Here is a 24,952-nt window from a genome sequence, read left to right as displayed (position 1 = left end):
ATACAGCGAAAACAAAAGGTTACTGGTAAGATAGCGGGCATTTAATCACCCTGGCTGAAGTATTGATGAGGAACGTATGCGCGTGAAGGACGTAAAGCGAGAGAGCGGTGCGCGGGGATTTAACCGTGTTCTCAACCTGATAATGTTGCTGGCGGCGGCGTGGTGTGCGCCTGCAACCACGCTGGCGGCGAATACCGGCAATAACACCAGCGCTGCTGCGGGTGCTACTGGCAGTGCGAGTGGCAATGGCAATAGCGGCGCGAATAATAGCGGTGCGAATAGCAAGAACACCACGGTGCCAATGGCATCGACCCAGTGTGAAGGGTTGAACCTGTATGCGGCAGACAACGGCAAAGTGATTACCGGTAATACGTCAGCGTATACCGTTTCAGGCAAAGACCGGCTCTATTTTTATTTCGGGCCACATGACGAGTGCCTGAACAAACGGGTGTTTATTGTGCCGGGCGATCGTGTCACTGCCTATCGTGAATGGAAGGGGTTTTATTCCATCACCTATTACAACAAAGCCGGTGTGATGTTTGAAGGCTGGGTGAAGAGCGATCGTCTCAGCCAATAATCGTCTTGGCCAATAACCTCTTGGCTAATCATCGCGCAACGCCGGGCATCTCAAGACGCTGCCCGGCGGTGTGTTTTGGGGTTACTGCTCTGGAAACGGCGGTAACTGGCGGAAGGTATTGAGTAACCCTTCTGACCAGGCTTTGCGAATGGTGACAAAGTAGGGGTCATTTTCTGTGATACGGCGCTGCTCGCTGACATCAAAGCGACCGGTGCGATAAATCATCACATCCAGCGGCAGGCCGACCGACAGGTTACTGCGCAGCGTGGAGTCAATCGAAATCAGCGCACAGCACATCGCCTGCTCCAGCGGCGTGTCTGCCGTCAGCACCCGGTCGATAATCGGTTTGCCGTACTTGCTTTCGCCAATCTGGAAGTAGGGGGTGTCAGCGGTGGCCTCGATAAAATTCCCCTCGGGATAGATGTGAAACAGACGCGGCGCTTCATCGCCAATCTGACCGCCCAGCAGCAGGTTGCAGCCAAAATTGGTGCTGCCGCCATTTTGCTGCGCCAGACTGTCGCGGTGGATAACCTCGCGTACCGTTTCCCCCACCAGCGTAGCGGCTTCATACAAGGTACTGGTTTGCATCAGGTTCGGCGTGTGCTGGGCGTGAATGCGCGCCTTAAGCAGGCTGATGATGCTCTGCGTGGTGGCAAGATTGCCCGCCGATTGAATCACCAACACCCGCTCGCCTTCCTGATGGAAGACATGAAGCTTTCTGAAGGTTGCAATGTGGTCAACCCCCGCATTGGTGCGGGAGTCAGAAGCGAAAACCAGCCCGTCAGACAGACGCATGGCCACACAGTAGGTCATACAGTACCTTTTTACCGACTCAACGAAATAGGGTTTACCGTTCTCGCTATTGCTGCTGTTGTTGCTGTACCTGTTGTTGGCGCTCGAATGGCTGGCGTTCGAACAGGCTGACAGCCGCTTGCGAGAACATCTCTTCACAGCCACCGCCAAGGCGGCTGCCGCGCACCGGGCAGGCATCCAGATAATCCATCCCTATCGCCAGGCGCAAATGCTGATTGAGCCTGCGGGTATTGTTGGTGATGTCAAAGCTGTGCCAGCGTTCGTCAAACCACACTTCAGCCCAGGCGTGCATGGCGACATGCGTGGTATCGCGGCTGTAGACATAGCCGCTGACATAGCGCGCCGGAATACGCAGGCTGCGGCAACAGGCCAGGAAGACATGGGTGTGATCCTGACAAACGCCCTTGCCCTTGGCAAAGGCGACGCAGGCGGTGTCCTGCACCTGCGTCGCGCCCGGAGTATACGGCATTTTCAGCCGCAATTCTGCCATCAGTGTATCCAGGCTGCCGAGCGGGTCGGCCTCCCGATAATAGCGCCGGGCGAAGTCGCGTATCGCGTCATCGGCTTGAGTTAGCTCTGTGTTGCGCAAGAACACCAGTGGCGACAGGCCATCGTCGCTTTCCTGCGATTCCTCGATATTTTCGGCAATCTCCACCACGCCTTGCGCGTGAATCAGAATGTCATGGTGCGGGCTGTCGAGCGTTAAGACATGCATCAGATTGCCATAGGCATCGGTCGTCGCGACGGCGGCAGTCGGCAGCGTCAGTTTCCACTCGCGGATATGCTGGCGCGCCGAGCTCTGCGGTGTCAGTCGCAGGTACTGGGTGCTGAATTTCACTTCTTCATCATAGCGGTAGTGCGTGAGGTGATTGATGGTCAGTTTCATAGCGCCTCCAGATAGGTATGACGGATGCTGTCAGCCAGTTCGTTGATTTTCATCATAAAGCGGTTTAGGTAGGGTTGCAGGTCATCGGCCAGCACCTCGTCAAGCGAGCCAAAACGCAGCTCGACGTGCAGCAGGTGGGCCAGCCGCTGCGGTACGCGCGCCCGTTCATTGGCGATCATCTCCAGTTGCTGCACCAAATCGCCGACGCAGGCGTGCAGCGATCGCGGCACGTCGTTGCGTAATACCAACAGCTCAGTGACGGTTTCCCGGTCAATCGGCTGGCGATAGATACTGTGGTAGGCTTCACGGGCGCTGACGGCGCGCAGCAGGGTATCCAGCCGGTAATATTCGCGTACCGGGTCAGGGTCGGTGTTGAGCTGTTGGTCTTTGACCGAGAGTAACTGCGCCGTGGCATAGGCGCGTTCAATCAAGGTGCCGATGCGAATAAAACATTGGGCGTCGTTACGCAGCAACGTGCCGAACATCGCGCCGCGAAACAGGTGGGCGCGCTCTTTCACCCAGTCAAAAAAAGCGTCGATACCGATTTTATCCACCCCCGACTGGCGCAGGTTACGGATATCGATGCGGGTGGTGTTGATGCACTCCCACACTTCCGATGACAGACTGCCGCGCACCGCGTGGGCGTTGTTCCACGCCATCTCGATGCAACTGTAAATACTGCTGGGGTTGTGGCTATCGAGCGCAAAGAAATTCAGCAGGTTATTCATGGTGAAACGGGCATAGCGCTGCTGAAACAGTTCGTGGGTAAACGTCAGGTTGAGCGGCAGTGCCAGATCGTTTTGTTGCTGATTGTGGCGCGGCATCATCGACAGTTTGTAGGTGACATCCAGCACCCGGGCAAAACTCTCAGCGCGCTCTAAGTAGCGCGCCATCCAATACAGTTCACTGGCGGTACGGCTTAACATGATTCGTCCTCCTCCATCACCCAGGTGTCTTTGGTGCCGCCCCCTTGCGAGGAGTTCACCACCAATGAGCCTTCGGTTAGGGCCACGCGCGTCAGGCCGCCCGGCACCAGCCTTATCTCCTCGCCATACAGTGCGAACGGGCGCAGGTCGATATGGCGCGGGGCCAGCCCCTCTTCGACAAAGGTCGGGCAGGTGGAGAGCGCCAATGTATCTTGCGCGATGTAGTTGCCGGGGTTAGCCAGCAAGCGCAGACGAAACTCCTCAATTTGCTGGCGCGTCGATTTCGGGCCGACCAGCATGCCGTAGCCACCGGCTCCGTGTACCTCTTTGACCACCATGCTGTCGAGATGCGCCAGCACATAGCTGAGGTCTTCAGGCTTGCGGCATTGCCAGGTGGGAATATTGCCGAGAATCGGCTCCTCGGAGAGATAAAAGCGGATCATCTCCGGTACATATGGATAGATGGATTTGTCGTCCGCCACGCCGGTGCCGATGGCGTTGGCCAGCACCACGCCACCGGTGCGATACACCGACAGCAAACCCGGCACACCGAGCATGGAATCGGCGCGGAAGGCCAGTGGGTCTAAGAATGCATCATCAAGGCGGCGGTAGATGACATCCACCCGGCATGGGCCTTCGGTGGTGCGCATGTAGACACCGCCTTCTTTGACGAACAGATCGGCGCTTTCCACCAGCTCAACCCCCATCTGCTGGGCGAGAAAACTGTGCTCAAAGTAAGCGCTGTTAAAGCGGCCTGGCGTCATCACCACCACGGTCGGGTCATCAACGTGGGTGCTTTCACGCAGCGTCTGCAACAGATAACTGGGGTAGCGCTCAACCGGGGCGATGTGCTGGCTGGCGAAAAGGTCGGGGTAGAGGCGCATCATCATTTTGCGGTTTTCCAGCATATAAGAGACGCCGGAAGGGGTGCGCAAATTGTCTTCCAGCACGTAATAGCGCCCGTCGCTGTTACGTACCATGTCAATACCGGTAATGTGCGCATAAATATTATTATGCAGATCAACACCCTGCATACAGGGCTGGTACTGCTCGTTGGCCAGCACCTGTTCACGGGGCACGATACCGGCATTCAGGATGTGCTGCTGGTGATAGATGTCGTAGAGAAAGGCGTTCAGGGCTTTGACCCGCTGGCGAATGCCGAGGTCGAGCATTTTCCACTCATGGGCCGGAATAATACGCGGCACGCTGTCAAACGGGATCAGGCGCTCGGTGCCGCCCTCTTCGCCATAGACATTAAAAGTAATCCCCACCCGGTGAAACAGTAATTCCGCCTGCTCTTTCTTCTGGCGGATAGCGTGCTGGTCAGTCTGCTGCAACCATTGCCAGTAGGCATCATAGTGCGGGCGTTGCTGACCTGCTGCGGTGAGCATCTCATCGTAATAAGCCGCCCCCGGAAGCGTCATTTTTATCATTGTCATCCCCTGCATTCCGCTTGATAGAAGATGCATGGAGTGATGCAGAAAATATGCCAACGTGGTAAATGAGCTACTTATCGCAGACTTTCGTGATGAATTGCATCAAGTTGGTGCAATTTGCGCTTTTAGAGGGGCACAGGGCTGCGATGATGGGGATGATGTTGTATGAATGATTGGGAGAGAGAGGCGTGGTTTTAAGATGAGAGTGCGCCTATAAAGAACAGGTTTAATCAATCCAGATTAAACCTGTTATCACTAGTTCATATAACGCGATATTCCGTCGTTTGCTGCCTTATTGCTGATGCGGTTATACGTCGGCGATATCTTTATTGGCCAGGAATATGTCAAGCTCTGCCGGCGTACCTAAAACATGCACCTGTTTGGTTGGTAAATCAGCGATAGCGATCTTTTTACCCTCTGCGATCAACTGTTGATAGAGTGGGGCAATATAGCGCTCACCTTTCACTAAGTTGGCAGAATCAGCAAAGAACTTATCGTACGCTTCCACATATTCTGCTGCGTTGGCGAACCAATACAAACCTATTGAAGCGTAATCTGAAATTCTTTTCTTCTCAGCGACCTGTGTCGCCCAGCCATCCTGCCCGATTTGCACGAAACTCCAATGATCGCCCGGAACCTGAAAACAGGGCACCCAACCATCAGCACCGGATTGAATATCATTGGGATGTAGCGCCGCTGGCTCAACGAAGGTATCGATGTTGTATACCAGTAGTGAGGCATCGGGGTGCCACAGATGCTTTGAAAGATAAGCACTGGTCGCCTGGCCGTCAGTCAGGCCTTCCAGCTCGAGCACGTGCGCATCTTTAATACCAAGCGCGGCACACTGCGTGCGAACATAATCGGCGGAGTGGTTTTCGGCCAGACAAACGAAGACGAAGCGGGCCTCATCGCAGATGAAGTTTGATAAGGAAAGCATTGACCAGTCAAACAAACTGCGCCCATGAGCGACTATTTCATATTTAGGAACGGTATAACCCGCATCATAGAAACGCGAACCACGGCCAGCCATGGTAATGACGATATTGGTCTTCTTCATCTCTTTACTCTTGACCTAGCAATTTATGAATTTCTTCTTCACTCATGGTTAAAAACTCGTTTGGTCTGACAGCGCGATCGTCAATATAGAAGCCGTGCTTGCGAGGCCAGGGTTTGCCAAACAAGATTTCATCGTAAGGCACATTCCACTTATCCAGCCACTCCAGTAGCACAGGTGCGGTATGGCGGTTGATAAGACCAAGGTTTCCCTCGTGCGTCTTCATGTTACGCGCGGTATATAGCAGGATGGTATAGCCCTTACTTTGGTATTCGCGTAACTTATCCAGCATTGGCTGGTAAGGAACTAACTCAGCATAACTCTGATCTTTTTTCTTTATATCACAGAGCGTTCCGTCGATATCGACAACGAGAGTACCATCAATATGCTTAGACATAGCTTCCTTCAATCTCATCGAGAATATGTTTAGCCGTTAGGATAAATGCAACGACTTTATTCGGATAGTCAATATGCAAGGGGAGCATGGATAGGAACAGTGACGCTTCACCTAATCGCATAATCTTTGGATCATGCCCCATTGCGATAACCTGACGAATGAATTCTGACTTCAGTTTTTCATGGTTAGTATGCTTAATATTGAGCTGCATACGGTTATCGTCGGAGAACCCAACGTTATAAAGACCATTGTTAATGAAGTCATAGTCTCCCATGACACTATGTGAGACTTTACTCAAATCATACAGAGGATGAGTCCACAGCCCCTCTTCAGTGACTGCTCCTTTCGGATCAATTAGTTTCATCAGGTAGCGCTGCTGATCGTAAAGCACATTCGAGAAACAGGGGTCGCCATGCCCAACAACCTGATAATTAAACGCAAACGCTTTTTCGTGTTGTTGATACAATTTGAGGTATCGATCGCGGAGCGCACGAATATCCAGATCTTCACTCGTGCTTATCATCAGATTATTAATCCTCTGACCCTCTTTCATCTCCAGTAATGCATCAATCCGTTCGTTTAATTTCTTCACGAACAGTGTGTTGGCATCTTTTGCTGATTGCTCAACCGAGCAGGCTTTTTGTGGTCGCTCTGCAATAAAAAACAGCAGGCGCTCGGCGAAAGGCACGAATGTATCAAAGTCAAATGCGCCATGGACCCACTGCAATGCAGCATCCGCCAGGTAATAACGCATCATTTTATAAGATGCCTGATCGGTGGTTTCCTCATAGCCGAAAGTCTGGATTAACCAAGGCCGCATCGCTTCTGGAACGAGATTATAAAATGAATACTCAGCCAGCATTTTTTTCTTATCAGCAGAGCACTTAGTATAGTAATAAGCGTCACCCTTAATCTCATTAAAGTGCCGCGTTGCGGTAGACCCACTGGTGAAACTAAGAAAATCACGGATTTTCGCGAGATCTAATGGTTCGACGGATTGTACTCGCTGAGTATCCTGCCAGACTTGATCCCACAAATGTAACGGTGAGTCACAAAAATCACTCCAGCGGTTAATTAACTCATGGGTGTTTTTCATGAATACAAGCAGTGGCTTATACAGCCGATCGGTGAAGTTCTCTTCAGCGTAAGGAAGACGTTCAATAAGTTGAACCAGACGATCAAGGTTAATAAAACCTGCTCTGCCCGCAATAACACAGACGGAAGCATTATCCGCTTTTGCAATAATTTTTGATTTTATCGCTGGCAGATCTTCACTATTTCTTAAGAATAGCAGTCTTTTTTGCGCCCATTCAGGTAAGGCATCTTTTAAATGTGAGAATAATTGGCGGCGTTTAAAAGTGATTTCACCATAGTGACGGCGACCAACAATGCTTTTTACCTCGCCGCTTACCAGCTCACGATCATCGAATATAATAAATATTTTTTCTTGTGGATTAGTCATGTTTAACCTTCAATGTCTTGATTCGGGCAATCAGCGGTACCAGGCCGATAAAGATATATGTCAGGAAAATAATTGCTATTGATTGATATAAACCAAAATTAGGCGCAATCGACGAGTTACCGGGAAGACTGGCTAACAGGCCGCTTGAGAAAAGCGTTGCCCAGTCTGGCTGGCCAATAACATAAATTATTTGTAAACAATGACAGCGCCAGTACCTCGACAGTCCAGATGAGTACGGAGAGCAACATGAAGCCGCTGCGGCGTCCTTCCAATGACTTATAAACATCTAATTCGAACTGGCGGAATCTATAGCTTATCTTAAGGATAAGCAGCCCCCTTCGAGTGTGGCTGTTTAGCACAAGATGTCGATTTAAATAAATAGATACTCGAGAAATAGCAAATAGTGCCATTAAACCAAGGCTGCTGGCGGAGACGAAAAACAGGCAAACATTTCTCATTTCCTTAGGAACAGGGACGTTAAGGAAATATAAACCAAGAATAAATACTGTTATCACAGCGATATCGCCAAAACGTTCAGCGACCCATACAGCAAATGCTTTTTGGCGTCTATCGTAAACCAGGTAAAACGAGTAAAGGCGAATAATTTCGCCTATTTTAAATGGTAGGAAAATACTGGGAAATGCAGTCAACACATGGGCACTCAGCATTGGGAAGGCTTTATCCCTCTCATCCAATGTGAGCAGGAATAAGCGCATCATACGGAAGAGATGAGAGCACAGATAAAGCAGGCTAATCCCTAACAGCCCCCATATGTGACTATCACTAAATGTTTCTATTAAATTGTCGGTGCTGTGCCATATCCATAGCGCTATAGATAAGAATAGCAAGCCGATATAGCAATACAGTCTTCGCATATCATTCAGCCTCTGTATTTCCTTTACTCTTCGAGTAAATAATTTTTCCGCTGTACTGTTCAAAAGATGTGTTTCTCATCTCACTAGACAGAAATTTACCACGACGGAAAAGATAACCGCTAAGAAGTCGTAGCACTTTAACCGCCTGACGGAAAAGCTTAACGTTTGACACCTGATCTTCTTCGCGCCAGCTAATAGGGAAAAACTTCACTTTCTGTTTGTGATAATAACTGCCTAACAGCATGACATAATTAAATGTTAAATCATCGGGGAACATCTTATAGTAGAAGTCTCTGAAATCCGCTAAACGGTTACATATTTAATCCAGAGCCTAAGTCATAAATAGCTCTACAAGCTACCAATGAAAACAACATGTTATATATATAATTACCGAAGGTTCTGAATAAAGAATACCCTTGGAGCCGACTTCCAGGCATAAAACGAGCGCCAAGAAAGCAGCTTAGGTCATTATGCGCACCTTTCTCAATAAAGGGGATCAGATCACGAATATCAGCCTGATCGTCGCCATGCAGGACGATTAGATAGTCAAATTTATGCTCAATGGCATAGCGAAAGGCTGCTTTGTGCGACCCTCCAAGACCATAGTTATCATCATTGCGCCATGCAATAAAATTACAGTCGGTTAGAACCTGTTTGCCTGTTTCGATTGCAACCTCAAGCGTTTGGTCAGGCGAGCGGTTATCCACGACCATAACAGTATCAATCCATTTTTGGACATCTGGTGTGAATTGATTGATCACACGCTTTATTTGGTTTTCACAACGGTAGGCTGGAATAAATACCAGTGCTTTCATCATGGATTCTCTATTTTGACTTTGGTTTGAACAACTTGACGAGTTGTTGCATAAAAATAAAATTAGTAACCAGATTCAGTGGTGTTGCTATTATTTTGGCTATTATTTCTAATGACTTTCCGTAAGACGAAAAGTATTGGATATTTGGCAGAAAAATACTTATTTCATGAATGATTTTTGAGTAAAAAAGAATTGATAGAAACTGGAATACCCAATAGATGATAATTTTTGAAGAAACGGATTTTTCTGTAGAGTGAAAAACTTTTCCTAGTGATACAAACCATACGAAGGTTACGCCAACATAAGATGAGATAAAGTTTGCGATGTGGCTTTGAATGCCCCCAAGCAAAACGAGCGTGCTAAAAGTAGAAAAGTCCAGCACCCAACCAATGCCGGATATCGCTGAAAAGACAAGGAATTTTTTTATTTTATCGATTAATATATCATTTTTCATAACATAGTAGCCATTTTATCTTTGTCGCTATCTCATTTTGTACTGTAATGGTAATTTGTCTGGAATTGAAAACTCAATAAAAATAACCACATATCTAATATTTTACTACACCTTGCAAGATGAATCAAATTTATCCATTAACTAATATTAAATTAATTAGCTTAATGCTTGTTAAGTTATAAGGAAATTAAATATCAATTATTTGTGTTATGTGGTCGAGTCATCCCATCGTAATAACTCGTTTTACATCGCAGCATCATTTTTTTGAAGTATATCGGAGGATGTTTAATGCCTTTTTATTGTTATTTTTATTCGGGGATTTTTGAGATATAAGCGAAGTTGACCTCAGGTAAATAATCTTTTTCCTCTGAGTCGTAGTAACTGAAAATTTTAATATGGATTAAAACAATGAGAAAAGGCTGTTTTCACATCCTGGAATGATGCAGTCAAGAATATAACACCCACCATCAACGATTATTTTTTTAATCACGATGGCAGGTGAGAGGTCGATAAAAAAGGCCTTAACCGCGCACGGCAATCGCTTCGATTTCGATTTTCACGTCTTTTGGCAGACGGGCCACTTCTACGCAGGAACGGGCCGGGAACGGCGCGTTGTGCTCGGTGAAGAAGGCTTCATAGGCGGCGTTGACGGTGGCAAAGTCGTTTAAGTCTTTCACGAACACCGTGGTTTTGATGATGTTGCTGACTTTAAGGCCAGCGGCTTCCACGATGGCTTTCACGTTTTCCAGTGACTGGCGCGCCTGTGCGGTGACGTCGTCTGCCACTAACCCGGTTTTCGGATCGACCGGGATCTGGCCTGATGTGAAGATCATGCTGCCAAGGTCAACACCCTGCACATAAGGGCCAATGGCGGCAGGGGCGTGTTCCGTACTGATAATGCGTGACATGGGTATCTCCTTAAGATTAAAAATGGCGAGCGCTGCATTATTTCAAAAACTGCGCCGTCAGGCCAATAGAGTCATCGATTGCCTGACGGCCACGCCAGATTTAATGGCTGTTGAGCACCGCCTGACGCTCAAACTCTTTCTCGCAATATTTGCATTTCAGGTGAACCTCATCGTCGCGTTGTTTAACGCTAAACGACGAATTAACCGGCTCGATGCGGCTGATGCAGTTGCTGTTCGGGCAGGTCAGCACGCCTTCGATGTGTGAAGGTAACTGGGGTTGCAGCTTGCGCACCACCTCATAATTATCGATTTGGTTGACGGTGGCCTGCGGTGCGTACATCGCCAGTTGATTGGCTTGCTCGTCAGTAAGAAAAATGTTTTCTATTTTAATCAGATCTTTGCGGCCAAGATGGTTAGACGGCAGATTCAGACCGATGGTGATGCGCTGGTCGGTGGCGGTCAGTTTGAACAGTGTCAGTAATTTGAAGCCAACCTGCGCCGGAATATGGTCGATGACGGTGCCGCGTTTGATGGCTTCTACCTGTAATTTATTGTCCTGAGTCATGCTGTATGCTCCTCTCTCACAGAACCAGTTCGCGGTTCAAAACCAATGCCAGCAGCGCCTGGCGCGCGTAAATACCGTTGCCCGCCTGCTGGAAGTAATAGGCGTAAGGCGTGCTGTCCACGTCGGTGGTAATTTCATCGATACGCGGCAGCGGATGCAGCACTTTCAGGTTGTCGCGGGCGTGGTCGAGGTCGGCGGCGCGCAGGATAAACTGCGATTTGATATTGATATATTCCGACGGGTCGAGCCGCTCTTTCTGTACCCGGGTCATGTACAGAATATCCAGCTGCGGCACCACTTCCTCAATGCTGGTGTGCAGGCTGTAGGGAATATTTTTCTCCGCCAGCATGTTGAGGATGTAGTCCGGCATCGCCAGCGCATCCGGGGAGATGAAGTAGAAGCGGTTGCCGTCGAATTTCGCCAGCGCCTGGGTCAGTGAATGGACGGTGCGGCCATATTTCAGGTCGCCAACCATGGCGATATTGATGTTATTCAGGCGGCCCTGTGTTTCCTGAATGGTGAACAAGTCCAACAGCGTTTGGGAAGGGTGCTGATTGGCACCGTCGCCCGCGTTGAACACCGGCACGCCGCCGGAGAATTCTGTCGCCAACCGTGCTGCGCCTTCCTGCGGGTGGCGCATCACAATCGCGTCCACATAGTTGCTGATGACCGAAATGGTATCGGCCAGCGTTTCGCCTTTTTTACCGAGCGAGGTGTTGCTGCTGTCGGCAAACCCGACCACCGAAGCCCCCAGGCGGTGAATGGCGGTTTCAAACGACAGACGGGTGCGGGTGGACGCTTCAAAGAAGCAGCTGGCAATCACTTTGTGTTTCAACAGTTCCGGTTGTGGGGTGGCTTTCAGGCTGGCGGCTACCTTGAGCGTCAGTTCCAGATCGTCCCGGCTGAGATCGTTGATTGAGATGATGTGTCTTTTATATAGCGGATTGACCATGTGGCTATGCTCCCCTCGGTTAGGCCCGGTAAACAAACAAATGGCTGGCGGCGACAGGCAAAAAAAAGCCCCTCAACGAGGGGCTTTTTTTATACATCTGTCAGGCAACGGAAGAAAAAACGCCGTCATGCTGCCAGCAGGCAGTTGCGGTTTGGCATCCACAAAAACGGTTGTGTTGAACATGTTTCCTCCCGGCAAATTGTCGGGAATTATACGCGCCGAAAAGGCGAATTCAAGCAGAAAAACGCCCTGTTTTGTGGGTTGGCAATCGGTTGCGGATGTCTCTTCGTCAGACGTTTACTGCGCCTCTGGCGACCCCTCTCGGCTGATAACAGAGCAAGCGGGCGGCAGTGATGACACTCACCGCACGGGTCGGATCACTTTTTTGCCTTCACCGGCTGGCGAGCAATGGCGGACAAGAGTATAAGGAAGCAAAACGTTGTTTCATTTTTTTATTTCATTTTAATAAGGAGCGATGATGATTACCGGTAATGTCAACCAACTGGCGCTGGTGCCGTATTTGCCAGCTAAATTGCGTGAAGCCATTGAGTATGTGAAGCAGCACATCAATGCTGATACCCCGCTGGGTAAGCACGATATCGATGGCAATAACGTGTTTGTGCTGATTTCTAATGACAGCACCGAGCCGTTTGAAAAACGCCGCGCCGAATACCACGCCAAATATCTGGATATCCAGATTGTGCTGGATGGCACAGAAGGCATGACCTTCAGCAGCCTGCCTGCCGGTAAACCGGATGTAGACTGGCTGGCGGATAAAGACATTGCTTTCCTGGCCGCTGGCGAGCAGGAAAAACAGTTCGTACTCAATAGCGGTGATTTTGTGGTGTTCTTCCCGGGTGAAGTCCACAAACCACTGTGCGCCGTGGGAGAACCTGCCCATGTGCGTAAAGCCGTAGTGAAGATTAATGCTGCGCTAGTTATCTGATCGTTTTGGCGCGTTAAGCGCCTGCCCTCAGCAGGGAGAAGTCTGTGTCCTTCTCCTTGCCTCCTGCTTGCTTCCTCGTTATACGCCCTGTGTTGACCTGGCGATGGGGCCGCTGTTGCTCGCGCTGCGCTGCTTATCTTTTCTCCTGTCGTTTTAATGAAACCGGTTGCAGTTATGACGTGTTCTTGTATTCTGAAACCGGTTTCAGTTTCTGTGAGAGGAAAAAAGATGAGTCAATTACCCGCCGGGTTTTTATGGGGTGGTGCGGTGGCCGCCCACCAGCTTGAAGGTGGCTGGAATGAGGGCGGTAAAGGCGTGAGCGTCGTGGATGTGCTGACGGCTGGCGCGCATGGCAAATTGCGGCGCATCACCGATGGCGTGCTGCCAGATGAACACTACCCGAACCATCAGGCTATCGACTTTTACCATCGCTACAAAGAAGACATTGCGCTGTTTGCGCAAATGGGCTTCAGGTGTTTTCGCACCAGCATCGCCTGGACTCGTATTTTCCCCAACGGCGATGAAGCCGAACCCTGTGAGGAGGGGTTGGCGTTTTATGACGCCATGATTGATGAGTTACTCAAACACGGTATTGAACCGGTGCTGACATTGAGCCATTTCGAGATGCCGCTGCATCTGGTGCAGCAGTACGACGGTTGGATGAGCCGCAAAACGCTGGAGTGCTTTGTACATTTTGCGACCACGGTCATAAGCCGCTATCGTCATAAAGTGAAATACTGGATGACGTTTAATGAGATCAATAACCAGAAAAATGTCTCGGCGGAGATTTTTGGCTGGATGTGTTCCGGGGTGAAATTCCCGCAAAAAGCGCAACCGGAACAGGCGATGTATCAGGCGGTGCATCATCAGTTTGTCGCCAGCGCGTTAATCGTGAAAAAAGCCCATGACATCAACCCGGATATCCAGGTTGGCTGCATGTGTGCGTTCGTGCCCTATTACCCGTACTCCTGCCATCCTGATGATGTCATGCTGGCCGCCCGTTCAATGCACGATCGTTTCTATTTCACCGACGTTCAGGTACGTGGCCACTACCCAGCCTACGCCAAACGAGAGTGGGCGCTAAAAGGCTACGAGATAGTCATGGAGCCACAGGATGAGCAGATCCTGCGTGAAGGGAAGGCGGACTACATCGGCTTTAGCTACTACATGTCCAACGTCGTTAAACACGATGTACACAACCGCATTGATGCCAGCATGGATGGCAGCTCTGAGCATTCGATAGCCAACCCGCATTTAACCGCGAGTGACTGGGGCTGGCAAATCGACCCAACTGGCCTGCGCTATGCGTTGCTCAGTTTGTATGAGCGCTATGAAGTGCCGCTGTTTATTGTGGAAAACGGGCTTGGCGCGCTGGATAAGCCGGATGAAAACGGCGTATGTCAGGATGACTACCGTATCGATTACCTGCGTTCACACATTGCAGCGATGAAAGCGGCGGTATGGGAAGATGGCGTCGATCTGATGGGGTACACGCCGTGGGGCTGTATCGATCTGGTGTCGTTTACTACCGGCGAGATGGCAAAACGCTACGGTTTCATCCATGTCGATAAACACGATGACGGCAGCGGCACGCTGGCCCGTCGCCCGAAAAAATCCTTCTACTGGTATCAGCAGGTGATTGCCTCTAACGGTGAACAGCTCTGAGTCTATTCGGGATCTCCGCGCGCTGATGAAAAAAGAATAATATTCATCAGCGCGTGATCGTTGGCTGCGGCGCTGTGGTTATGCCTCAACGTGTGGGCTGAGTGTGGCGACCATCACCGCCTTGATGGTATGCATGCGGTTTTCTGCCTGATCAAACACAATACTGTGGGTGGATTCGAACACGTCGTCAGTGACTTCCATGCCATCATGCAAATCGTATTGCTGGGCCATTTGTTTACCAAGCGTGGTTTTTTCATCGTGAAACGCGGGCAGACAGTGCAGGAATTTCACCTGCGGGTTGCCGGTGGCGGCAATCATCGCCCTATTCACCTGATAGGGGCGCAGCAGGTCAATGCGCTGTTGCCACACCTCTTTGGCTTCACCCATCGACACCCACACATCGGTATAGATGAAATCCACGTCTTTGACGCCGGCGGCTATCTCTTGCGTGAGTGTTATCTTGCCGCCGATTTTTGCCGCCGCCGCCTGACATTCCGCCACCAGCGCAGCATCCGGCCAGCAGGCTTTCGGCGCAATCAGGCGCAGATCTAACCCGGTGATGGCGGCCGCTTCCAGCATGCTGTTCCCCATGTTATTGCGGGTATCGCCGACGTAAGCCAGTTTCATATCGGACAACGATTTACCCGGCAGGTGTTCTTGCATGGTCAGCAAATCCGCCAGTAACTGGGTCGGGTGGAATTCATTGGTCAATCCGTTCCACACCGGCACACCGGAGAACTCCGCCAGCGTTTCCACCAGTTCCTGGCCGTAACCACGATACTGAATACCGTCATATAAGCGGCCCAACACACGTGCGGTGTCTTTCATGGACTCTTTATGACCAATCTGGCTACCGCTGGGGCCGAGGTAGGTGACTTGCGCGCCCTGATCGTATGCAGCAACTTCGAAAGAGCAACGAGTGCGGGTCGAATCTTTTTCGAAGATGAGTGCGATGTTTTTACCTTGCAGGTGACGAGGCTCGGTGCCGCTTTTCTTATGCGTTTTGAGGGTGGCGGCGAGCGTCAGCAGTTGGTTGATTTCAGCCGGTGTAAAGTCCATCAACCGTAAAAAATGACGTTTATAAAACGGGTTCATGCGGGTTATCTCCATATGGCTCAACGCTATTGGTTGAATTAAAATTCACTTTATATGTGTAAATATTCAAATTCAAGTGTCACGTTCAAACTTTCTGGTGGAGAGCGCGAGCGGCCTGTGTGAAAATAAACGTATCTTTGCCGCTTTAACGAGGACTGAGACATGGCAAACCGTGAACTGCTGGAAGAACAACGTGAAGAAACCCGCTTAATCATTGAGGAGTTGCTGGAAGATGGCAGCGATCCCGATGCGCTTTACACCATTGAGCACCATTTCTCGGCCGAGAAGTTTGAAGAGCTGGAAAAAGTCGCGGTAGAGGCGTTTAAGCTGGGTTATGAAGTCACTGATGCTGAAGAGATGGAAATGGAAGACGGCGCGGTGCTGATGTGCTGCGATGCGATTAGCGAAGTGGCGTTGAATGCCGAACTTATCGACGAGCAGGTCGAACAACTGTTAACGCTGGCGGAACGTCACGGCGTGAATTACGACGGTTGGGGCACCTATTTTGAAGATCCGAACGGTGAGGATGAGGATGATGACGAGTTCGGTGAAGATGAAGACTTCTATGACGAAGATGATGACGGTAAACGCCACTAATTTTTCGTTTTAACGTTTTAACGGTGACGGATACCGTTATCGTGTGCTGCAAATCCTTATCTGTTCATCGCCCGGTTTTCCGGGCGATGCTGTTTCTGGCATCGTTTCTGGCGTTGTTTCTGTCGCTTCGCAGCCTAAGCGCCATGATGCCTTTGGCCCAGCGCAGCGGCATTAAGGCATCAGGTTTTTTAGCATCCTGACCTCACAATCAACGTGGCCGGTGTGGCCCATGGCGTGAGGAATGTGGACAAAACCCAGCGTTTCATACAAACGGACGGCGCGCGTCAGGTGTGCGGTTGTTTCCAGATAGCAGCGCGCAAAACCACAAGCGCGGCCAAACGCCAGCGCCTGCTCGGCCAAGCGACGGGCGATACCCTGGCCTCTGGCCTCTGGAAGAAAATACATTTTTTGCAATTCACACACATCGGCTTCACCGCCTGCCAATGGAGCCAGGCCGCCGCCACCGACCACCTCACCCCCGCACTCGACCACCCAGTAGGCACTGTTAGGGCGACTATAGAGCTCGAATAACCGATCCAAATCGGGGTCGGAGACGGTATAGCCCTTGTCGGCGGTCAGGCCAAACTCAGCGGAAACCCGACGGATCACGCTTGCAATAGCCGCATTGTCTGAAGCGGTGATGGGACGTGTCAGCAAAGACAGGGACGCAGACATTGTTATGTTACTCACTCTTGCCAGGCGCGATGTGGTATCAGTCCAGGCGCGGTTAATCAAATCAGGCTGATACGCAAAAAGAAGGGTGCGACGGATTATACCGGGACTCGCACAGGCCAAAAACCCCGTTATTGATAACGGCATCGCGTGCAAAAGGCAATGTGAATTCACCTTCGGTGATAAAGGCGGTTTGGCGATCGTCCACCTCTCTCGCCGTTATTTCGTCACTGTCACTGTCACACCACTCGCGCGTCAAGAAGCCGGATTGATCTTTTGTTTCATTTATGGGATTTTATCTTAAATTTGAGAAAAGAGAGCGTGTATGGAACCTGAACTGTCCGATCTCGATCAACGTATTGCTACGCGGCTGGCCAGTTTGCGCCGCGAGAAGGGCTGGTCGCTTGACGATCTGGCACAACATAGTGGCATCAGCCGTGCGACGCTATCACGGCTGGAGCGGGCGCAATCCAGCCCGAGCGCGGCGCTGTTGGGGCGTTTATGTGCGGTGTATGGCTGTACGATGTCGCGCCTGCTGGCAGACGTCGAGATTCAGCCGCCTCAGCCGCTGAATACGCGACAACAGCCGGTATGGATAGACCCGGAAACCGGGTTTATTCGTCGCTCGGTGTCGCCGCCTTGTGCCGGTTTTCGCGCCGAAATGATTCAAGGCGAGCTGCCCGCTGCGGCCCGCATCCGCTATAACGCGCCGCCGCTGCCGGGTCTTGAGCACCACATTTACCTGCTAAGTGGTCAGCTACATCTGAGTCTGGATGATGAGGTGTATGAACTTGGCTCGGGCGACAGCCTGCGCTATCGCCTGTATGGATCGTCAGGTTTTTATAACCCCGGCCCAGAGCCGGTGCGCTACCTGATGGCTATCTGCATTCCCTGAGTGTGGGTGATGAAGTGAAAACAGTGGAGCGAAACAGTATGGCGACGAGAGAGCAGCAGAGAGATGAGCAGGATACGTGGGCCATCCGCGTTGATTATCTGACCGGTGCAGCAACAAGGGCGCTGATTGCTCTGCATGTGGCGGGAATGCAGGATAACTCACCGCCTGAACAGGTATTCGCGCTGGATCTCAGCGGGTTACAAACGCCAGATATCACCGTATGGAGCGTTTGGCAGGGTGAGAAAATTGCCGGTATCGGCGCATTAAAAATGCTGGCGGATGGCTGTGGTGAGCTCAAATCCATGCGCACGCATCCAGATTATCTGCGCCAGGGCGTGGCGGCGCGTTTGCTGGAGCATATTCTGGCACAAGCCCGGCAGCGCGGTGTCACGCGGGTCAGCCTGGAAACCGGCACCGGAGCGGCGTTTGAACCGGCGCTGGCGCTTTATCGTCGCTATGGTTTTGTGAATGGCGGGGCCTTTGCTGATTACACCGCCAGCGAATTCAATCAATTCCTGCATTTATCGCTGCGCTGATGGCATAAAAAAACACCACGGCGTCAGCGGCCGTGGTGTGTGGTTTTTTCTCGCGACCATTATCGCGGGAAAACGCGCGGATTACAGCGCGGCGATAACGGCCTGCTGCTCCAGCAGTTTTACTTTGGCTGCGGCATAGCCGTCGCGTTTTTCACGCTCTTTGGCAACAACGGCTTCAGGCGCGCGCGCCACAAACCCTTCGTTGGAGAGCTTGCTGTCGATGCGGCCGATTTCCACTTCAAGCTTCGCCACTTCTTTTGCCAGCCTGTCCAGCTCGGCGGCCTTGTCGATAAGGCCAGCCATCGGGATCAGCAATTCAGCGCCCTCCACCAGTTTGGTGACGGAAACCGGGCCTTTGTCGCCTGCCGGTAACAGCGTGATGCTCTCAAGGCGCGCCAGCGTCTGAATAAAGCCGAGGTTATCCTGCACGCGGCGGGTGGCATCAGCAGAAGCATCGCGCAGCAGCAGCGCCAGCGGCTTGCTGGGGGCGATGTTCATTTCAGCACGAATGTTACGCACCGCGATGATAGCCTGCTTGATCCACTCCAGATCGTTGAATGCCTGCTCGTCATCCAGCGCGGCATCAAAGGCCGGGAACGGTTGCAGCATAATGGTATCGGCGCTGACGCCTTTCAGCACTTTCACCCGTTGCCAGATGGTTTCGGTAATGAACGGGATGATCGGGTGCGCCAGACGCAACAGCGCTTCCAGCACTGTCACCAGCGTATGGCGCGTGCCGCGCAGTTCCGCATCGCTGCCGCCGTTCATCACCGGCTTGGTCAGCTCCAGATACCAGTCACAGAACTGGTTCCAGGTGAACTCGTAAAGCACGTTGGCGGCCAGGTCGAAACGGTAGCTGTCCAGCGCTTCGCGGTAGGCTTTCACCGTGCGGTTGAATTCCGCCAGGATCCAACGGTCTGCCAGTGACAACACTTTGTCACCGCCGTTAAAACCGCAATCCTGCTCTTCGGTGTTCATCAGCACAAAACGGCTGGCGTTCCACAGCTTATTACAGAAGTTGCGGTAGCCTTCCAGACGTTTCATGTCCCAGTTGATGTCGCGGCCGGTAGAGGCCAGCGCCGCCAGCGTAAAGCGCAGCGCATCGGTGCCGTGCGGTTCGATGCCGTTCGGGAACTGTTTTTCGGTGCGCTTGCGGATTTTTTCCGCCAGCTGCGGCTGCATCATGTTGCCGGTGCGTTTTTCCAGCAGCGCGTCCAGCGAAATACCGTCCACCATATCCAGCGGGTCAATCACGTTGCCCTTGGATTTGGACATCTTCTGGCCTTCTTCGTCGCGGATAAGGCCAGTCATGTACACGGTATGGAACGGCACCTGCGGCTTGCCGCCTTCATCTTTGATGAAGTGCATGGTCATCATGATCATGCGGGCTATCCAGAAGAAAATGATGTCAAAGCCGCTCACCATCACGCTACTGGGGTGGAAGGCTTTCAGCTCTGGGGTTTGCTCCGGCCAGCCGAGCGTGGAGAACGTCCACAGGGCGGAGGAGAACCAGGTGTCCAGCACGTCGTCGTCCTGGCGCAACGCCACATCCGCCGCCAGATTATTGTCGCGGCGCACTTCGGCTTCATCACGGCCAACGTAGACCTTGCCGCTGTCGTCGTACCATGCCGGAATGCGATGACCCCACCACAGCTGACGAGAGATACACCAGTCCTGAATATCGCGCATCCAACTGAAGTACATGTTTTCGTATTGCTTCGGCACGAACTGGATACGGCCATCTTCCACCGCTTCCACCGCCGGTTTGGCCAGCACAGCGGCACGGACGTACCACTGGTCGGTCAGCATCGGTTCAATGACCACGCCGCCACGGTCGCCGTAAGGGACAGTCAGGTCGTGTGCTTTGATTTCTTCCAGCAGACCCAGCGCGTCAAACGCCGCGACCACCGCTTTACGCGCAGCAAAACGCTCCAGCCCGCGAAACGCCTCTGGAATATCGTTGCTGTAGGCGGTGCTGGCTTCGCCGTTGGTATTAAAGATTTCCGCTTCCTGACGGATATCGCCGTCGAACGTCAGGATATTGATCATCGGCAACTGGTGGCGTTTACCGACTTCGTAGTCGTTGAAGTCATGCGCCGGGGTAATTTTCACGCAGCCGGTGCCTTTTTCCATATCGGCGTGTTCGTCACCGACGATCGGAATACGGCGGCCAACCAGCGGCAGGATCAAGAACTTACCGATCAGATCTTTATAGCGCGGATCTTCTGGGTTGACCGCTACGCCGGTATCGCCCAGTACGGTTTCGGGGCGGGTGGTGGCGACCACCAGATAGTCTTTACCGTCGGCGGTTTTCGCGCCGTCCGCCAGCGGGTAGCGCAGGTGCCACATCGAGCCTTTGACGTCGCGGTTTTCCACTTCCAAATCGGAAATGGCGGTACGCAGTTTCGGGTCCCAGTTCACCAGACGTTTGCCACGGTAGATCAGGTCGTCCTGATACAGGCGCACAAACACTTCTTTCACCGCGTTGGACAAGCCGTCGTCCATGGTGAAACGCTCGCGCTCCCAGTCTACCGAGTTGCCCAGGCGACGCATCTGGCGAGTGATGGTGCCGCCGGATTCCGCTTTCCACTGCCAGATTTTATCGATGAAGGCGTCACGGCCATAATCATGGCGGGTTTTGCCTTCTTCAGCGGCGATTTTGCGCTCGACCACCATCTGGGTGGCGATACCGGCATGGTCGGTGCCCGCCTGCCACAGGGTGTTTTTCCCCTGCATGCGCTGGTAGCGGATCATCGTATCCATAATGGTTTGCTGGAAAGCATGACCCATGTGCAGGCTGCCGGTGACGTTGGGCGGCGGGATCATGATGCTGAAGCTTTCTTTACTGGTGTCGCCATGGGGCTTGAAATAGCCCTGTTGTTCCCAGTGCTCGTACAGCGGCTGCTCAATATCGTGCGGGTTGTATGTCTTTTCCATTATGCTCAAAATTCAGTGAGTTGGCGGCGTCGCCGTGGTCAATTGGAAGCCGACGCTGCGATAGGCTTTATAGCGGTCGCGCGCCAACTGTTTCAGGGATTCTTCGTAAGGAACGAAGTCTATCACTTCATGGAAAGCGGTGGCAAAATCTGCGAATTGGGGTTGCAGATTGATGAGCAGTTCGCGCGGCGCGCTGCCGCGTTTGTGCGGCCAGGCCAGCTCCACCGGTGCCCCCTGACGCGGGCCTTCTCCGGCCAGATTATGCGGCACGAAGGCTTGCGGTTCTCGCTGCCACAGCGCCTCGTCGAGCCTGAAGGCTTGTTGCTGGTCGGCACAGGCAATCAGCACCCGTTGACCGGCACGCCAGCGCGCGGCGGCAATATCGCAGGCCAGCGCCTCACAGGCGTTCAACTCTCCGCTGTGATTATCGTGTTCCAGCAGATAAAAAAGGGCGTGTTTCATGATGCTCCGCATACCGATGAAGGTCACAGACAGAATAACAAATCCCCGCCGGTGCGGGGATTAAATCGGAAAGGAGTGACGATGCTGACCCTTCTGGCACAGCATTTAGCCACGCTTACTCGGTGTCGTTCAGCCCGGCACGATTGAGCAGGAACTGTGACAACAGGGCGACCGGGCGACCGGTTGCGCCTTTCGCCTTGCCGGAGCGCCAGGCGGTGCCCGCGATATCCAGATGTGCCCAACTGTACTTACGGGTAAAGCGCGACAGGAAGCAAGCGGCGGTAATCGCCCCGCCCGGACGCCCACCGATGTTCGCCATATCGGCAAAGTTGGAGTCCAACTGTTCCTGATATTCATCGCCCAGCGGCAGGCGCCAGGCGCGATCGCCCGCTTGCTCCGAAGCGCTCAGTAATTCGTGCGCCAGCGGATTGTGGTTCGACAGTAACCCGGTCAGGTGGTGGCCAAGTGCAATCACGCAGGCACCGGTCAGGGTGGCGACATCAATCACCACGTCCGGCTCGAAGCGCTCAACGTAAGTCAGGGTATCGCACAGCACCAGACGGCCTTCGGCGTCGGTGTTCAGCACTTCCACCGTTTGGCCGGACATGGTGGTCAGAATGTCGCCGGGACGATAAGAGCGGCCATCGACCATGTTTTCGCAACCAGCCAGAATGCCGATAATGTTGAGCGGCAACGCAAGCTCGGCAGCGACGCGCATCACGCCGTATACGCTGGCGGCACCGCACATGTCGTATTTCATCTCATCCATGCTGTCGGCTGGCTTGATGGAGATGCCGCCGGCGTCAAAGGTCAGGCCTTTGCCGACCAGCACGATAGGCTTGCTGTTGTTGTCCGGGTCGCCTTTGTATTCGATAACCGACATCAGCGATTCATTTTGCGAGCCCTGGCCGACAGCCAGATAAGCGTTCATGCCCAGCTCTTTCATCTGCTGCTCACCGATAACGCGGGTGGTTATCTGGCTGTAGCCATCCGCCAACTGGCGCGCCTGTGAAGCCAGATACGCCGCATTACAGATATTCGGCGGCATATTACCCAGATCTTTAGCTGCCTTGATACCGGACGCAATCGCCAGGCCATGCTGGATGGCGCGCTCGCCGGAGGTCAACTCGCGGCGGGTTGGCACGTTGAACACCATTTTGCGCAGCGGGCGGCGCAGCTCGACCTTGTTGGTTTTCAACTGATCAAAGGTGTAGAGCGTTTCTTTGGCGGTTTCGACGGCCTGACGCACTTTCCAGTAGGTGTTGCGCCCTTTGACATGCAGTTCGGTCAAAAAGCAGACCGCTTCCATCGAGCCGGTTTCATTGAGGGCATTGATGGTTTTCTGAATCACCTGCTTATATTGGCGCTCATCCAGCTCGCGTTCTTTACCGCAACCAATCAGCAAAATGCGCTCGGAAAGGATGTTAGGTACATGGTGCAAAAGCAGGGACTGCCCAACTTTGCCCTCCAGTTCGCCACGGCGAAGTAGCGCGCTGATGTAACCGTCGCTGATTTTATCGAGTTGTTCTGCGATAGGGGACAGCCGACGCGGTTCGAACACGCCGACGACAATGCAGGCACTGCGTTGTTTTTCCGGGCTACCGCTTTTTACGCTGAACTCCATGTACTCTCCTGAATCTTTAAAGACAAAGGCGGGCTCTACGGCTAGAATATGACACTCCGTAATATTTTCCCGCCGTTGCGTTAACATAACCTGTGTTAATTTAAACGACGTCGTGAATCTGCATAGAGTATTCTCAGCAGGTTCTGATAAACACCCGGTCAATCAGGGTGCTTTAATAACGTTTTAGCGACGAAGGTTGCCACAAATGAGTGTAAATGGCGAGTTAGCGAAAAAACTATCGACTTTCCTGCAAAAATACAAGTTTTCACAGGCGTAATTAAGCGTGATCATCATTCGATATCTGGTAAAAGAAACCTTCAAAAGCCAGGTGGCTATCCTGTTTATCCTGCTGCTGATTTTCTTTTCACAAAAACTGGTGCGGATACTGGGTGCCGCTGTAGACGGCGATATCCCAACCAATCTGGTGCTGTCGCTGCTGGCGCTGGGCGTGCCGCAAATGGCGCAACTTATTCTGCCACTGAGCCTGTTCCTTGGTTTGTTGATGACTCTGGGGCGGCTGTATGCGGAAAGTGAAATCACGGTGATGCATGCCTGTGGTTTCAGTAAAGCCGTATTGTTAAAAGCCGCGCTATTGCTGTCGTTACTGACCGCGATATTGGCGACGGCTAACGTTGTGTGGTTGAGCCCCTGGTCGTCCCGCCATCAGGATGAGGTGCTGGCGGAAGCGCGAGGCCAACCCCGGCATGGCTTCGCTGGCGGAAGGGCAGTTCCAGCAAACGCAGGACGGCAACTCGGTGCTGTTTGTTGGCAAGGCCGATGGCGGCAACTTTGAGCGCGTCTTTCTGGCGCAACTACATCCGCGTGAAAATTCTCGTCCATCGGTCGTCGTGGCGGATAGCGGTAACGTCGCAGCGCGAGCCGACGGCTCTCAGGTGGTTACACTTCATAGTGGAACCCGTTATGAAGGCACCGCGATGTTACGTGACTTTCGTATTACCGATTTCACCAACTATCAGGCCATCATCGGTTATCAACCGGTTTCTGTTGATCCGAGCAATGTCGATCAAATGGACATGAAAACCTTGTGGCAATCATCGGATATTGCGGCTCGCGCCGAGTTCCATTGGCGTTTAACGCTCATTTTTGCCGTGTTGATTATGGCTGTCATGGTGGTGCCACTGAGTGTCGTCAACCCGCGTCAGGGGCGAGTGTTGAGTATGTTGCCTGCTATGCTGCTGTATTTGATTTTTTTCCTGCTGCAAAGCTCGTTGCGCTCCAATGCCGGTAAAGGCAAGCTCGACCCGCTGTTTTGGATGTGGCTGGTGAATGTCAGTTATCTGGCGCTGGCCGTATTGTTTAACGTCTGGGATAGCGTGGCGGTGCGTAAGTTACGAGCCAGCCTAAAACCTGGCAGCCGTCAACGAGCCAAAGGAGCGGCCTGA

General features: G+C 52.3%; 25 protein-coding genes and 1 pseudogene. 7 read left to right on the top strand and 19 right to left on the bottom strand.

Annotation, left to right across the window (positions count from 1 at the left end):
- Window positions 1-82: 82 nt before the first annotated feature.
- Window positions 83-577, top strand: a complete 495-nt coding sequence (locus O1Q98_RS09490; protein WP_125258057.1) for a hypothetical protein — start codon at window positions 83-85, stop codon at window positions 575-577.
- 81 nt (window positions 578-658) lie between these two features.
- Here O1Q98_RS09490 and O1Q98_RS09485 read toward each other — a convergent pair whose 3' ends face one another.
- The 14 genes from O1Q98_RS09485 to pyrB all read right to left on the bottom strand — a co-directional run bounded on the left by O1Q98_RS09485 (window position 659) and on the right by pyrB (window position 12,120).
- On the bottom strand, window positions 659-1,390 hold the full coding sequence (locus O1Q98_RS09485) for a proteasome-type protease (RefSeq protein ID WP_125258058.1): 732 nt from the start codon (window positions 1,388-1,390) through the stop codon (window positions 659-661).
- A gap of 46 nt (window positions 1,391-1,436) precedes the next feature.
- On the bottom strand, window positions 1,437-2,276 hold the full coding sequence (locus O1Q98_RS09480) for a transglutaminase family protein (RefSeq protein WP_125258059.1): 840 nt from the start codon (window positions 2,274-2,276) through the stop codon (window positions 1,437-1,439).
- Window positions 2,273-3,202 (bottom strand): alpha-E domain-containing protein, encoded by a 930-nt coding sequence (locus O1Q98_RS09475; RefSeq protein WP_125258060.1) that lies wholly within the window; start codon window positions 3,200-3,202, stop codon window positions 2,273-2,275. The genes O1Q98_RS09480 and O1Q98_RS09475 overlap by 4 nt, the downstream gene beginning before the upstream one ends.
- Window positions 3,196-4,635, bottom strand: coding sequence for a circularly permuted type 2 ATP-grasp protein (locus O1Q98_RS09470; RefSeq protein WP_125258061.1), 1,440 nt, complete (start codon window positions 4,633-4,635; stop codon window positions 3,196-3,198). The genes O1Q98_RS09475 and O1Q98_RS09470 overlap by 7 nt, the downstream gene beginning before the upstream one ends.
- A gap of 310 nt (window positions 4,636-4,945) precedes the next feature.
- Entirely contained in the window at window positions 4,946-5,695 is a 750-nt protein-coding gene (locus tag O1Q98_RS09465) for a glycosyltransferase family 2 protein (RefSeq protein WP_125258062.1), read from the bottom strand.
- 4 nt (window positions 5,696-5,699) lie between these two features.
- Entirely contained in the window at window positions 5,700-6,089 is a 390-nt protein-coding gene (locus O1Q98_RS09460; protein WP_125258063.1) for an HAD family hydrolase, read from the bottom strand.
- The gene (locus O1Q98_RS09455) at window positions 6,082-7,551 is read right to left on the bottom strand and encodes a hypothetical protein (protein ID WP_125258064.1); all 1,470 of its coding nucleotides are present in this window, start codon (window positions 7,549-7,551) and stop codon (window positions 6,082-6,084) included. The genes O1Q98_RS09460 and O1Q98_RS09455 overlap by 8 nt, the downstream gene beginning before the upstream one ends.
- Before the next feature lie 116 nt (window positions 7,552-7,667).
- Window positions 7,668-8,426, bottom strand: coding sequence for a lysylphosphatidylglycerol synthase transmembrane domain-containing protein (locus O1Q98_RS09450; RefSeq protein ID WP_278143579.1), 759 nt, complete (start codon window positions 8,424-8,426; stop codon window positions 7,668-7,670).
- A gap of 1 nt (window position 8,427) precedes the next feature.
- Window positions 8,428-8,703 carry a hypothetical protein gene (locus tag O1Q98_RS09445; RefSeq protein WP_278143577.1) on the bottom strand — a complete coding sequence of 92 codons (276 nt, stop codon included), beginning with the start codon at window positions 8,701-8,703 and terminating at the stop codon, window positions 8,428-8,430.
- A 34-nt stretch (window positions 8,704-8,737) separates the two neighbouring features.
- Entirely contained in the window at window positions 8,738-9,244 is a 507-nt protein-coding gene (locus tag O1Q98_RS09440) for a glycosyltransferase family 2 protein (protein ID WP_278143574.1), read from the bottom strand.
- A 7-nt stretch (window positions 9,245-9,251) separates the two neighbouring features.
- Complete coding sequence (locus O1Q98_RS09435; RefSeq protein ID WP_125258067.1) at window positions 9,252-9,695, bottom strand: GtrA domain-containing protein; 444 nt, start codon at window positions 9,693-9,695, stop codon at window positions 9,252-9,254.
- A 521-nt stretch (window positions 9,696-10,216) separates the two neighbouring features.
- Entirely contained in the window at window positions 10,217-10,603 is a 387-nt protein-coding gene (ridA, locus tag O1Q98_RS09430; RefSeq protein ID WP_125258068.1) for a 2-iminobutanoate/2-iminopropanoate deaminase, read from the bottom strand.
- Window positions 10,604-10,703: 100 nt separating this feature from the next.
- Window positions 10,704-11,168: an aspartate carbamoyltransferase regulatory subunit gene (gene pyrI, locus O1Q98_RS09425; protein ID WP_125258069.1), complete on the bottom strand. Its 465-nt coding sequence runs from the start codon at window positions 11,166-11,168 to the stop codon at window positions 10,704-10,706.
- A 16-nt stretch (window positions 11,169-11,184) separates the two neighbouring features.
- The gene (pyrB, locus tag O1Q98_RS09420) at window positions 11,185-12,120 is read right to left on the bottom strand and encodes an aspartate carbamoyltransferase (protein WP_125258070.1); all 936 of its coding nucleotides are present in this window, start codon (window positions 12,118-12,120) and stop codon (window positions 11,185-11,187) included.
- A 478-nt stretch (window positions 12,121-12,598) separates the two neighbouring features.
- Between pyrB and O1Q98_RS09415 the strand changes: the two genes are divergently transcribed.
- Window positions 12,599-13,066, top strand: a complete 468-nt coding sequence (locus O1Q98_RS09415) for a NanQ anomerase/TabA/YiaL family protein (protein WP_125258071.1) — start codon at window positions 12,599-12,601, stop codon at window positions 13,064-13,066.
- Between the two features lie 228 nt (window positions 13,067-13,294).
- A complete protein-coding gene (locus O1Q98_RS09410) occupies window positions 13,295-14,731 on the top strand; it encodes a 6-phospho-beta-glucosidase (protein ID WP_125258072.1) in 1,437 nt (478 codons plus the stop codon).
- Window positions 14,732-14,809: 78 nt separating this feature from the next.
- On the opposite strand, the gene argF is transcribed toward O1Q98_RS09410, so the two are convergent.
- Window positions 14,810-15,826: an ornithine carbamoyltransferase gene (gene argF, locus O1Q98_RS09405; protein ID WP_125258073.1), complete on the bottom strand. Its 1,017-nt coding sequence runs from the start codon at window positions 15,824-15,826 to the stop codon at window positions 14,810-14,812.
- Between the two features lie 162 nt (window positions 15,827-15,988).
- Between argF and rraB the strand changes: the two genes are divergently transcribed.
- Window positions 15,989-16,423: a ribonuclease E inhibitor RraB gene (gene rraB, locus O1Q98_RS09400; protein ID WP_125258074.1), complete on the top strand. Its 435-nt coding sequence runs from the start codon at window positions 15,989-15,991 to the stop codon at window positions 16,421-16,423.
- A 171-nt stretch (window positions 16,424-16,594) separates the two neighbouring features.
- Here rraB and O1Q98_RS09395 read toward each other — a convergent pair whose 3' ends face one another.
- The gene (locus O1Q98_RS09395) at window positions 16,595-17,098 is read right to left on the bottom strand and encodes a GNAT family N-acetyltransferase (protein WP_416232397.1); all 504 of its coding nucleotides are present in this window, start codon (window positions 17,096-17,098) and stop codon (window positions 16,595-16,597) included.
- 322 nt (window positions 17,099-17,420) lie between these two features.
- On the opposite strand from O1Q98_RS09395, the gene O1Q98_RS09390 reads away from it, so the two are divergent.
- Entirely contained in the window at window positions 17,421-17,990 is a 570-nt protein-coding gene (locus O1Q98_RS09390; protein ID WP_125258075.1) for a helix-turn-helix domain-containing protein, read from the top strand.
- 38 nt (window positions 17,991-18,028) lie between these two features.
- Window positions 18,029-18,526: a GNAT family N-acetyltransferase gene (locus O1Q98_RS09385; RefSeq protein ID WP_125258076.1), complete on the top strand. Its 498-nt coding sequence runs from the start codon at window positions 18,029-18,031 to the stop codon at window positions 18,524-18,526.
- A gap of 81 nt (window positions 18,527-18,607) precedes the next feature.
- Here O1Q98_RS09385 and O1Q98_RS09380 read toward each other — a convergent pair whose 3' ends face one another.
- The 3 genes from O1Q98_RS09380 to pepA all read right to left on the bottom strand — a co-directional run bounded on the left by O1Q98_RS09380 (window position 18,608) and on the right by pepA (window position 23,549).
- The gene (locus O1Q98_RS09380) at window positions 18,608-21,463 is read right to left on the bottom strand and encodes a valine--tRNA ligase (protein ID WP_125258077.1); all 2,856 of its coding nucleotides are present in this window, start codon (window positions 21,461-21,463) and stop codon (window positions 18,608-18,610) included.
- A gap of 12 nt (window positions 21,464-21,475) precedes the next feature.
- Window positions 21,476-21,925, bottom strand: coding sequence for a DNA polymerase III subunit chi (locus tag O1Q98_RS09375; protein ID WP_125258078.1), 450 nt, complete (start codon window positions 21,923-21,925; stop codon window positions 21,476-21,478).
- A gap of 115 nt (window positions 21,926-22,040) precedes the next feature.
- Window positions 22,041-23,549 carry a leucyl aminopeptidase gene (gene pepA / locus O1Q98_RS09370; RefSeq protein ID WP_125258079.1) on the bottom strand — a complete coding sequence of 503 codons (1,509 nt, stop codon included), beginning with the start codon at window positions 23,547-23,549 and terminating at the stop codon, window positions 22,041-22,043.
- Window positions 23,550-23,832: 283 nt separating this feature from the next.
- On the opposite strand from pepA, the pseudogene lptF reads away from it, so the two are divergent.
- A pseudogene (lptF, locus tag O1Q98_RS09365) lies at window positions 23,833-24,952 on the top strand (LPS export ABC transporter permease LptF).

The organism is Dickeya lacustris (genome assembly GCF_029635795.1).
GTDB lineage: Bacteria > Pseudomonadota > Gammaproteobacteria > Enterobacterales > Enterobacteriaceae > Dickeya > Dickeya lacustris.
This window is presented reverse-complemented; position numbering and strand designations above follow the sequence as displayed.

Excerpts from the sequence above, each read along its gene's own strand:
- O1Q98_RS09485 (WP_125258058.1), bottom strand. The coding sequence starts at position 1,390 with ATGACCTACTGTGTGGCCATGCGTCTGTCTGACGGGCTGGTTTTCGCT.
- O1Q98_RS09480 (WP_125258059.1), bottom strand. The coding sequence starts at position 2,276 with ATGAAACTGACCATCAATCACCTCACGCACTACCGCTATGATGAAGAA.
- O1Q98_RS09475 (WP_125258060.1), bottom strand. The coding sequence starts at position 3,202 with ATGTTAAGCCGTACCGCCAGTGAACTGTATTGGATGGCGCGCTACTTA.
- O1Q98_RS09470 (WP_125258061.1), bottom strand. The coding sequence starts at position 4,635 with ATGATAAAAATGACGCTTCCGGGGGCGGCTTATTACGATGAGATGCTC.
- O1Q98_RS09465 (WP_125258062.1), bottom strand. The coding sequence starts at position 5,695 with ATGAAGAAGACCAATATCGTCATTACCATGGCTGGCCGTGGTTCGCGT.
- O1Q98_RS09460 (WP_125258063.1), bottom strand. The coding sequence starts at position 6,089 with ATGTCTAAGCATATTGATGGTACTCTCGTTGTCGATATCGACGGAACG.
- O1Q98_RS09455 (WP_125258064.1), bottom strand. The coding sequence starts at position 7,551 with ATGACTAATCCACAAGAAAAAATATTTATTATATTCGATGATCGTGAG.
- O1Q98_RS09450 (WP_278143579.1), bottom strand. The coding sequence starts at position 8,426 with ATGCGAAGACTGTATTGCTATATCGGCTTGCTATTCTTATCTATAGCG.
- O1Q98_RS09445 (WP_278143577.1), bottom strand. The coding sequence starts at position 8,703 with ATGTTCCCCGATGATTTAACATTTAATTATGTCATGCTGTTAGGCAGT.
- O1Q98_RS09440 (WP_278143574.1), bottom strand. The coding sequence starts at position 9,244 with ATGATGAAAGCACTGGTATTTATTCCAGCCTACCGTTGTGAAAACCAA.
- O1Q98_RS09435 (WP_125258067.1), bottom strand. The coding sequence starts at position 9,695 with ATGAAAAATGATATATTAATCGATAAAATAAAAAAATTCCTTGTCTTT.
- ridA (WP_125258068.1), bottom strand. The coding sequence starts at position 10,603 with ATGTCACGCATTATCAGTACGGAACACGCCCCTGCCGCCATTGGCCCT.
- pyrI (WP_125258069.1), bottom strand. The coding sequence starts at position 11,168 with ATGACTCAGGACAATAAATTACAGGTAGAAGCCATCAAACGCGGCACC.
- pyrB (WP_125258070.1), bottom strand. The coding sequence starts at position 12,120 with ATGGTCAATCCGCTATATAAAAGACACATCATCTCAATCAACGATCTC.
- O1Q98_RS09415 (WP_125258071.1), top strand. The coding sequence starts at position 12,599 with ATGATTACCGGTAATGTCAACCAACTGGCGCTGGTGCCGTATTTGCCA.
- O1Q98_RS09410 (WP_125258072.1), top strand. The coding sequence starts at position 13,295 with ATGAGTCAATTACCCGCCGGGTTTTTATGGGGTGGTGCGGTGGCCGCC.
- argF (WP_125258073.1), bottom strand. The coding sequence starts at position 15,826 with ATGAACCCGTTTTATAAACGTCATTTTTTACGGTTGATGGACTTTACA.
- rraB (WP_125258074.1), top strand. The coding sequence starts at position 15,989 with ATGGCAAACCGTGAACTGCTGGAAGAACAACGTGAAGAAACCCGCTTA.
- O1Q98_RS09395 (WP_416232397.1), bottom strand. The coding sequence starts at position 17,098 with ATGTCTGCGTCCCTGTCTTTGCTGACACGTCCCATCACCGCTTCAGAC.
- O1Q98_RS09390 (WP_125258075.1), top strand. The coding sequence starts at position 17,421 with ATGGAACCTGAACTGTCCGATCTCGATCAACGTATTGCTACGCGGCTG.
- O1Q98_RS09385 (WP_125258076.1), top strand. The coding sequence starts at position 18,029 with ATGGCGACGAGAGAGCAGCAGAGAGATGAGCAGGATACGTGGGCCATC.
- O1Q98_RS09380 (WP_125258077.1), bottom strand. The coding sequence starts at position 21,463 with ATGGAAAAGACATACAACCCGCACGATATTGAGCAGCCGCTGTACGAG.
- O1Q98_RS09375 (WP_125258078.1), bottom strand. The coding sequence starts at position 21,925 with ATGAAACACGCCCTTTTTTATCTGCTGGAACACGATAATCACAGCGGA.
- pepA (WP_125258079.1), bottom strand. The coding sequence starts at position 23,549 with ATGGAGTTCAGCGTAAAAAGCGGTAGCCCGGAAAAACAACGCAGTGCC.